Genomic DNA, 9,283 nt, shown 5'->3' on the forward strand with positions numbered 1-9,283 from the left:
GGCTTGTTGCACAGGAGCTTTCCCTGAAAAAGGAGAACAAGCTGAGCTCATACCTGAAAACAGAGGTAAAGGAGCTTTCAGTTAAAGAGGTTTTCAACAGCCTTTTGAAGATTTCAGGAACTGGGGGAAAGGGAAGCCAGGAGGGGAAGATTCAGATAATTTCCTCAATGCTGCAGCGCTCAAGCGACAATGAGGCAAAATACATTGTACGGCTGTGCCTTGGAACCCTTAGGTTAGGCGTTGCATCAATGACTATCCTTGACGCTCTTTCCATTGCATTTACGGGGAGCAAGGAAGGGAAGGAAATCCTGGAATCTGCCTACAACATCTCAAATGACATAGGATTAATTGCAAAGAAAATTTCAGAGGAAGGAATTGCTGGAGTCAAAAAGATTGGAATAAGCGTTGGAAGCCCGATAAAAATGATGCTTGCGCAGAGGGCAGAGAGCCTTGAAGTCATTCAGGAAAAGATGCCTGGAACTCTTGCAGCAGAGGAGAAATACGACGGCGAAAGGATGCAGGTGCACAAGCACAAGGGCAAAATCACAATCTACTCAAGAAGGCTTGAGAACATAACTGAGCAGTATCCTGATATCGCCGAGAGCGTGAGGAAAGGGATTAATGCAGATGAGTTCATAATTGAAGGGGAAGGGGTTGCTGTTGATGAAAAAGGAAAACTCCTTCCATTCCAGACAGTCATGCAGAGAAAAAGAAAATATGACATTGAGGAATACACAAAGAAAATTCCAGTATGCCTTTTCGTTTTTGATGTTCTTTATCTTGAGGGAAAAAGCCTTATGCAGAATCCCTACCCTGAAAGGAGAAAGGCAATTGAGGGAATCATTCAGGAAGATGAGAGGATTGCCCTTGCAAGAAGGATAGTAAGCGACAATCCTGATGAGATTGAGGAGTTCTTCCAGCAGTCCCTTGAGCGCGGATGCGAGGGGATAATTGCAAAGTCCTGCGCTGATAATTCAGTCTATCGTGCAGGAGGGAGGGAATGGCTCTGGATAAAATGGAAGAAGGATTACCTTGAAAAGATGCAGGACACCCTTGACTTAACAGTTGTAGGCGCATTTGCAGGAAGGGGAAGGCGCTCAGGAAGCTACGGCGCGCTGCTGTGCGCTTCTTACAATCCTAAAAATGACACTTTTGAAACCCTGTGCAAGCTCGGCGCAGGATTAAAGGATGAAACCCTTGACATTCTTCCCACAAAATTCAAAAATTATCTTATTCCAAAAAAGCATGCGCGGGTTAATTCAGACATGAAAGCTGACTATTGGTTCACCCCCGCTGTTGTTGTTGAGGTTTTAGGCGCTGAGATAACAAAAAGTCCCATACATACGTGCGCGAGAGAAGAGCTGGGGAAGGGGCTTGCAGTGAGATTCCCAAGATTCCAGAACTTCAGGGAAAACAAGGAAGCTGAACAGGCAACAACCACAAAGGAAGTGATAGCCATGTTCAACAGCAATGTGAAGAAGGCAGAAGAGGAGATAAGAAAACAGGATAAGGAAGAGGAAAATTAATTATAAAAAAAATTGATTTAAAAAAAAAATTCTTTCTTTAGTATTTTATAATGCTGAAAACATCATATTTTCCCAGATTTTCCCTGCCCTTGAGCTCTTTAAGCTCAATCAGGAATGCACATCCGGCAATATTCCCTTTAAGCCTCTCAACAAGCTCAATTGCCGCTTTAACTGTTCCCCCTGTTGCCAAAAGGTCGTCAACAATCAGCACTTTATCCCCTTCTTTTATTGCATCCTCATGCATCTCAAATGCATCTGTGCTGTATTCTGTTGTGAAATCCTTTCTGATTTTATTATATGGGAGCTTTCCCGGCTTTCTGACAGGCACAAATGCTGCTTTGAGCTTGTAGGCAATGACTGAGCCGAAGATAAATCCGCGGGACTCTGCGCTTACAACAGCAGTTATCCCTTTACCCTTTGCAAACTTCAGCATCTTTGAGATTGCATAATTGAACGCAGCAGGATTCTGCAGCAAGGGCGTTATGTCCTTGAAAAGTATCCCCGGTTTCGGAAAATCAGGAACATCCCTGATTACTGACTTCAGTTCTGATTTTTTCATAAAAAAACACCTCTTAATTCACATCATGGCGTCTTTCAGCGCGCTGCTGCAGACGCATTTTCTCTCTTCCCTGACTTTCGGAATTGCCTTTGATAGAATTATCCTCACCTTTTCAATATTCTCCTTCATTGTCTTCAGGACATCAGTGTTTGCAACCGCATGCTTCTTCCATGCGTCATAATCAGTAACCATTGAGATGTTTGCATAGCAGATTTCAGATTCCCTTGCAAGAATAACCTCAGGAAACATTGTCATGTTTATTATATCCGCATTCCAGGAGCGAAAAACAGCTGACTCAGCTCTTGAGGAAAACCTTGGGCCCTCAATCACAACGCATGTCCCTTTTGGATGATACGGGATTGAGAGCTCCTCTGCTGTCTCAATGAGAATCTTTCTCATTTCAGGGCAGAACGGCTCTGCTGATGATACATGGCATACCTGCTGTCCGTCGTAGAAAGTGTTTTTCCTGAATTTTGTCAGGTCAATGAACTGGTCAGGGAAGACAAGCTCCCCCGGCTTAACATCCTCTTTCAATGAGCCAACAGCGCTTACTGAGAATATCCTTTTGACACCGAGCTCCTTCATAGCCCAGATGTTAGCCAGGTAATTCACATTAGAGGGATTGAGAATGTGCTTTTCTCCGTGCCTTGGAAGCACAATTATCTCTTTGCCATCAAGAATTCCTTTTGTGAGAAAATCAGAAGGCGCCCCGTATGGAGTGTGCATTTTCAGCTTTTCCACTGATTTCAGTATGTTAGGGTCATAAACTCCGGTTCCGCCTATTATTCCAATCCTGAGAACTTTCTTATCCAATAAAATCACCCCAAAAATCCTGTTGCTTGCTTATTTAAAAAACTTTCCAAGCAAAAATAATCACTATTAAGTGACTACAAAACTAAAGATTTATATATCAGTTTATCTTATACGACGGTTGCTGAGGCATTTGCCGGAGATTTAGAAACCATTAAAAACTAACTGTTTCGATTGATTTAAAAAACAGGGAGAAGACAAAAATGAGCGGCAAAAAAAGCAGTGAAATATGCATAAGCGATTATATTGACGAATACTTTGCAAACCTTGCGTGCAAGGACTACAAGAGCATTCTTTCTGAAGTTGAACTAATCACAAATGAAGAGGTAAAAATGCTTCTTCTCATGCAGACAGTTGAAGGGCATTCCAGAAAAGGGCACGGAAAATTCAGGGACAGGAAAGGCGGAGTCCACACTTACATGAACAGCTCAATGGAGGATGTTGTGGACGCGCTTGAGGAATCAGAGCGCTTTGAGGTGTCCAAGAAAGATGTCAAGAACAGCAGGCAGAAGCTCATAGATGACATAAAAAAGTGGACAATGAATGCAATCAAAGGTAAGGAAGGTGAATTCTCACATTATCTTGTCAATGAAAACAATGAGCCCCTTATGGGAATTGAAATGTTCCGCGACATGCCCATAAAAAACAGGAATGATGTCCTTAAGGGGATATACCTCGGAAGCAGGATGGACAGCATTGAATGGAGAAACAAAACAGTTGAAACTTACAGGGGAACGCCCTATGAAGTCACAATGGGCGGGGGAAAGTGCGTTGCAATTGACAGGGAAAAGATGGATAACACAAGAATTGAGGACATTTGCGGAATGGAAAAAGCGATTGAATTTCTTAACAATTACGGCGACTACCTTACACTCGAGTTCCTCTCAACAGAGGAATTTGAGAATAATTTTGATGAGCTTGAAAGAAGGGGAATAATTCTCACAGATGACGCTGAAAGCAGCGGGAACATAAGGAACGGCTATGTCAGGCACAGGAAGGGAAACGGGGTTTCAGACGACATGGCAGTCATAATGGCTGGCTTGAAATACGGCTTTGATGCTGCGCTCGGACTGTATCTTATAGACGCAGTTGACACCCTTGACAAATACGCACCAATAATCCTTAAGAGCGGGCAGGATGAGAGGCTTGGCGACATAATCAAGGAAAAGATGCCTGACATAATGGCAGACCATGAGATTACAAGCTTCATAAGGCTTGCAATAAACGAGGACAAGAAAAACCTTGCAGACTCCTCCCAGAGAAGATTCCTCCAGATTGACCCTGACAACAAGCTCAGCGCAATTGAGAGCCATTTCCTTTACATTCAGAAAGGGATATACTCGGGGAACATGAATTTCGGCTTTGCAAGAACACCTTCAGAGAAGTTCTACGCAGCTGTTGATAAGAGAAAGGAGCTGCTGGACCAGGTCTAGGATTCCTGCAATTGATTTTTTTATTTTAAACTTTTATTATCAAATATTGTGTTTGGATTCTAACAAGAAATATAATGAATTGCAAATACTTTTTATTGATAATATTTTTAATTAGCTTCTTTTTTAATGCCCAAATCCACCGCCAGAGCTGAAGCCGCCTCCTCCGAAGCCACCGCCAGAGCTGAAGCCGCCGCTGCCAAAGCCCCCACCGCTGCCAAAGCTGCTTCTGCTTCTGTGTGAGTAAGAAGATGAAGGTCCAGAATCATACGCATGCTCCTCTCTTCTAAAATGCTGGTACCTTCCCATCTCACTAATCATATGCTCCTTTGACCAGCTATCTGACATGTAGTTCTGGAGCACTAAGCCAATGTTAAAACCATCGTCAAAATATGAACGTGAGGATTCATAATCTTTTTGTGTGTAATTCTCTTGTAGCTTCTTTAGCCCTTCCAGCTTTTCTCCAATAGCGCTCTGCTCTTTCTTTAAGGATTTTGCCTGTTTTTTTAATTCTGCAATTTTCTTATCTGCAGTTTCAATTGCTGCTAAAAGAGCATCATCTTCTTTTATGCTTGTTGAAGAGGCAATCTTTTTCAGCACTGAAATGTCTTTTCCAGATAGATAACTTTCCAGATTGGCAATTACTGCCCTGTAATAATCCCCCTTGTCATCATCTATGCCCTTTATTTCCTGAATGTATTTTGCATAATCTGAATCTGATTTTTCAATTTCCGCCATTATTGCTTTTCTCTTTTCTCCAAGAACTGTGCCTTGTTCAGTCAATTTGTCAAGCCCGTGCTCTTTTACTTTTTCTTCCTCTTTGTTTTTTATTTTGGCAAGGAGCGATTCAAGGTCCTGCTGCCGTTTCTCTATTTCTTTCTTGATTGCTTCAGGCATGCTTGTCAGAAAATCATAATTTCTCTTATTTTCTTCATAAGAAATTATTTTTGCAACAAATCTGTCCATGCGGCTGCTGTGTTTTTCGTCATATCCTCTTTTTAAGAGATAAGTAAAAAGCGGATTGTTGTTATATTCTGCGAGTTTTTTTTCATCTTCTGTTTTTACTGCTTCATATCTCTTCTTGTTCTGTTCAAGCGTCTGATATGCCTTGTTTGCAGTATCTGTTAGTTCAGCATATTCCTTATCAGAATTGAGCTCACTGACTATTGCGCTTTTTACTCCATCAATTTCCTTAACTTTTTCTTCAAGCGCTTCATCTGCTTCACTGAAATTTTTCTCAAGAGCAGCTTTTTCCAACCCAGACACATTGATAAGGCTTTCTGCTCTCTTTCTTCTCCGCTGTTTCTCACCGAATACTTTCTGAACATATTCCTGGAGTTCAGGAAGAGTGTTTGCTACTGCTTCAGCGTCTACCTTTGGAAGATAAATTTTTGCCAATTCAGCATAGCTTTTATTTCTCTTTTCAGAAAAACTTTGAATAATGTTTTCATTGCTATAGAGCTCTCCGTTTAGAGTATTATACTCACCTTCCACTTCTCCTATCTTTTCGCAGATGCTTTCATATACAATTCTTCCTGAGCTCATCTTGTCCACCTTGAAAATGATTTTATGCTGTTAATCCTGGTTCTACCAGTCGGTTATTTCCCCTGATTTTTCCAATGATTTTCCCAGATACCTCATAATTATTTCTTCTGTTATGAACCCCTTCTTTTTTATGCCGAATATGTTATTGTCAATTATTCCATTATCGGAATCGTCTTCTCCAACTGCATCATATGCTCCTTTGGGCACGCGCTCTCCCCATTCAGTGACTTTTTTTGTCTTGCCTGTCTCCTCATTTGTTATGTTCATAGTAAGTTCATTGCCTTTGGAATCCTGGGCGTGCATCAAGAGATAATAATTTTTTATGCTGGTGTTGCTGTTTTTATACCGCCAGACCCCGCCGGTTATTATTAACGTGTATTCTTCCTTTAATGTCTGGTCCAGCTCAAGAATTTTGTTTACTGTTTCTTCCAGCTTCTTCACATCTGAAGTTTTAATGTACTGCCCTGCTTCAGAATACAAGGTTTGTCCTTTGTCTTTGGCAAGCTGCTCTACTGCAATCTCCTTTATTGAAGCATAGTTTTGTTCAGCTTTTATTGTAAGCTCTGAGAACTTATTTATTGCTGATTCAAGGCCGGAAAGTTCATTGGTGTATTTCACAGCTTCGCTCAGCTGCCTTTTTTCAATGCTGCTGATTCCATTGGTATAGGCAAATTCCGCCTGTTTTGAAAATGTTTCATTCGGCTTGAGATTCCTTATCTCTTTTATCAGTTGCTCTAAGGATGTTTTGTTATTTACCAGCTGCTGCTGAGTGCCAATAATAGCTGCTGCCTTGTCCTTGTTCGCGCCTGCAGAATCAATATTCCCCTGAATCCCGGCAAGTTTTTGCTTTGCTATGGCATAATTGCTTTGGGTAATATCATCTGAGGCAGTTCCGCCTGAGCAGTATGTTTCAAAAAAGGAATCAGTAAAGTTTAATTCAGTTTTTGAAGTTGTTAAAAGCGCATTAAGATTATCAAGTTCGTTTTTCGGCAGCTGGACTGCAAACGGGGAAGCCAAAAGCTCTTCTATGCTTCTTTCAATTGATGTTTTATTCACATAGCTTGTTTCAACTGTGCTTTCAACCTTCTTTTCTGCGCCTATTTTTACAGCTTTATCAATTATTTTTACTGTTCCCCATCCTGAGAGCGCTATTGCGCCTATGCATATTCCGGGGGCAACATATTTTTTGAAGATTTTTTCCCGGTTAACATATGCTTCTGCGATTTTATTCGCGAGATTTTTCTCTGGCTGTTTAAATTTGTAAAGCTGTGAGAAATAGTCCTCGATAGCAGCATCCAGATGCTCATCGCTTACTTCTGCACCCATCTGCTGATAGGTTTTTCTTAATCTTTCTCTTATGTTCCCTTTTTGCTCATCCAAGCTCAGCTGAGTTTTAACTTCCTTTTCCTGTTTTTTCAGGGCATCTGCTACATCCATGATTCTCATGAATTCTTCAATGGAAACATCATTTTTTCCTGTCATGGAATCCCGGTATTTTAATGCGCTTTTAAATTTTTCCTTTTTAACTATCCTATAGGAGTAAAATAAGAAAGGTTTATATATTCACTATTGATTTTTCCTATTAAGTTTTCAATGATTGCAATAAATCAATTAAAAAAATAATGGTTTATGAGGTATAAAATGGAAAACGGCTTGCAAAAATATCTTGACAGCGCAGTAGATGTTCTTAATCAGCTGAAGATTGTTCCAAAAACAGATGAATCATACGGCTTGGCATCGCTTTTAGAAGAGGTAAGGGATGTTGATGAGCCAAAGGTGCTTGCAATTGCAAAAGTAATGCAGTATGTTGGAACATTCAATGAACTGGTAAGAGACAATGTTGAAGCAATAAACTTCTCAGACAGATATGATGATATCACGAGAATGTTTGATTCCATAAGAGATGATTCCAAGGGGCTCGTAAAACAGCTGGAAGACGGAAGGATAGACGGGAAAGAAAAGCTGAGGAATTTCTTTATGAAGTTAACGCGCGGAACACCGCACAGCAGATTCACGAAAATAAAGGATTTGTATCTGAATGTCATTAAAGACACAAAAGAAAGCATTGAAAAGGAAAATAAGATTATGAATGCATATGTTGATTTCAGGTTTGCAATGAAAAATTCAGAAATTCTTGCATATAAGCTTATGGCTGTTGAAGAGGGCAATCTTAAAAGCGCAAAAGGAAAGTGGGATGACGCCAGTGCAAAAGTCAATTCTTACAAGGGAGAAGATGATTCTGAACTTTCAAAACTGCAGCTTGAGAGCGACGAGGCAAGACGAACTTATCAGACTGAAGATAAGAGATATCAGCTGATAAAGGATGTCTCTGAAAACCTGACTGTGGGCTACAATGTGGGTGAGACGCTTACTGCAAAACTGAGCCAGACGCACGAGGTTAAGAAACGCCTGTATTCAAAGGCAGTAACCTTCTTCACAACAAATGAGCATGTGTTTACCCTTTTGGATGTTATATACACCTCGCAGGGAAACCTGCACGAGGCAACACAGACACTTGAAGCGATGCAGGAAGGAGCCAGTAAGGGAATTGAGGATATTGCCGACCTTGGAGTTCAGCTTGAAAAAGAAGCATTGAAAGCAGGATACGGATTAACAATCAACAAGAATTCTGTTCAGAAGGTAGTTGATTCAATAGTTGATTATCAGATAGAATCAACCAAACTCATTGAAACTTTTAGAACAGAGAGCGCAGAGAATGCAAAAGAGATTGAAAGCATTGTTGATGCAGGAAAAAGGAAATACAAAGAAGCAATAGACAGTTACATAAGCAGGGGCAATTAATTTTTTATTTAAATAATTTTATTTTTTTATATTTCTTCTGTTGTCGTGAAATCATCATCCCTCAGGTGAAAAGCCCTTTTCTCCAGATTAAGGATTTCCCCGTTCAGAACTTTCCCTATGAAAATCACATGGTCTCCTTCCTCAATCTCATTGACAACCTCGCATTCCAAAAATGCGCACGCCTCCTTGATTCTCGGGCAGTCAATGGATGAGCACTCCAATTTTGTAAGCCCTGAGTCATGAAACTTGTCTGTTGTTGCACCTGTCTTCCTTCCGCAGAAGAGTATGGCATCCCTCTTTTCCGCAGGCATGAAATTCACTGCAAAAACCTTTGAGCTTTCAATAATCCCGAAAGAAAACCTTGTCTTGCCAACTGATATTGCATAAAGCGCTGGCTTGAAGCTTACGGGCATGTGCCAGTCAATTGCCATTATGTTGTCTATATCCCCGTCTTTTCTCTGCCTCAGGTGAGGCTGGGATGAGCTGCCCCTGGAGCTTACAAGGACGGTCTGCATTGGGTTGAAGATTTCAGAGAAGCCTGCCATTTAACAATCAGCCCGCAATTTTATTCATCATGCACCCTTATACATACTCTTCCTGCAGGATTATTA

8 protein-coding genes are annotated in these 9,283 nt (G+C 40.9%); 3 read left to right on the plus strand and 5 right to left on the minus strand.

Features of this window, described 5'->3' with window-relative positions:
- The coding region (locus NTV63_00615; protein ID MCX6709445.1) for an ATP-dependent DNA ligase at window positions 1–1,526 on the plus strand (1,526 nt) is incomplete at its 5' end.
- A gap of 37 nt (window positions 1,527–1,563) precedes the next feature.
- Here the strand turns inward: NTV63_00615 and NTV63_00620 are convergent.
- Window positions 1,564–2,085 (minus strand): adenine phosphoribosyltransferase, encoded by a 522-nt coding sequence (locus NTV63_00620; protein ID MCX6709446.1) that lies wholly within the window; start codon window positions 2,083–2,085, stop codon window positions 1,564–1,566.
- An 18-nt stretch (window positions 2,086–2,103) separates the two neighbouring features.
- Entirely contained in the window at window positions 2,104–2,898 is a 795-nt protein-coding gene (mtnP, locus tag NTV63_00625; protein MCX6709447.1) for an S-methyl-5'-thioadenosine phosphorylase, read from the minus strand.
- A gap of 200 nt (window positions 2,899–3,098) precedes the next feature.
- Between mtnP and NTV63_00630 the strand changes: the two genes are divergently transcribed.
- Complete coding sequence (locus NTV63_00630) at window positions 3,099–4,328, plus strand: hypothetical protein (GenBank protein MCX6709448.1); 1,230 nt, start codon at window positions 3,099–3,101, stop codon at window positions 4,326–4,328.
- A 123-nt stretch (window positions 4,329–4,451) separates the two neighbouring features.
- On the opposite strand, the gene NTV63_00635 is transcribed toward NTV63_00630, so the two are convergent.
- A complete protein-coding gene (locus tag NTV63_00635; protein ID MCX6709449.1) occupies window positions 4,452–5,870 on the minus strand; it encodes a hypothetical protein in 1,419 nt (472 codons plus the stop codon).
- A 42-nt stretch (window positions 5,871–5,912) separates the two neighbouring features.
- Window positions 5,913–7,352 carry a DUF6384 family protein gene (locus NTV63_00640; protein MCX6709450.1) on the minus strand — a complete coding sequence of 480 codons (1,440 nt, stop codon included), beginning with the start codon at window positions 7,350–7,352 and terminating at the stop codon, window positions 5,913–5,915.
- Between the two features lie 159 nt (window positions 7,353–7,511).
- On the opposite strand from NTV63_00640, the gene NTV63_00645 reads away from it, so the two are divergent.
- On the plus strand, window positions 7,512–8,672 hold the full coding sequence (locus NTV63_00645) for a cell surface protein (protein ID MCX6709451.1): 1,161 nt from the start codon (window positions 7,512–7,514) through the stop codon (window positions 8,670–8,672).
- A gap of 26 nt (window positions 8,673–8,698) precedes the next feature.
- On the opposite strand, the gene NTV63_00650 is transcribed toward NTV63_00645, so the two are convergent.
- Window positions 8,699–9,217, minus strand: coding sequence for a flavin reductase family protein (locus tag NTV63_00650; GenBank protein MCX6709452.1), 519 nt, complete (start codon window positions 9,215–9,217; stop codon window positions 8,699–8,701).
- Window positions 9,218–9,283 lie beyond the last annotated feature (66 nt).

Source organism: Candidatus Woesearchaeota archaeon (assembly GCA_026394965.1).
In the GTDB taxonomy this organism is placed as follows: domain Archaea; phylum Nanobdellota; class Nanobdellia; order Woesearchaeales; family 0-14-0-80-44-23; genus JAPLZQ01.

What these genes read in the sequence shown, in the direction of transcription:
- NTV63_00620 (MCX6709446.1), bottom strand. Translation starts at nt 2,085, where the DNA reads ATGAAAAAATCAGAACTGAAGTCAGTAATCAGGGATGTTCCTGATTTT.
- NTV63_00630 (MCX6709448.1), top strand. Translation starts at nt 3,099, where the DNA reads ATGAGCGGCAAAAAAAGCAGTGAAATATGCATAAGCGATTATATTGAC.
- NTV63_00635 (MCX6709449.1), bottom strand. Translation starts at nt 5,870, where the DNA reads ATGAGCTCAGGAAGAATTGTATATGAAAGCATCTGCGAAAAGATAGGA.
- NTV63_00640 (MCX6709450.1), bottom strand. Translation starts at nt 7,352, where the DNA reads ATGACAGGAAAAAATGATGTTTCCATTGAAGAATTCATGAGAATCATG.
- NTV63_00645 (MCX6709451.1), top strand. Translation starts at nt 7,512, where the DNA reads ATGGAAAACGGCTTGCAAAAATATCTTGACAGCGCAGTAGATGTTCTT.
- NTV63_00650 (MCX6709452.1), bottom strand. Translation starts at nt 9,217, where the DNA reads ATGGCAGGCTTCTCTGAAATCTTCAACCCAATGCAGACCGTCCTTGTA.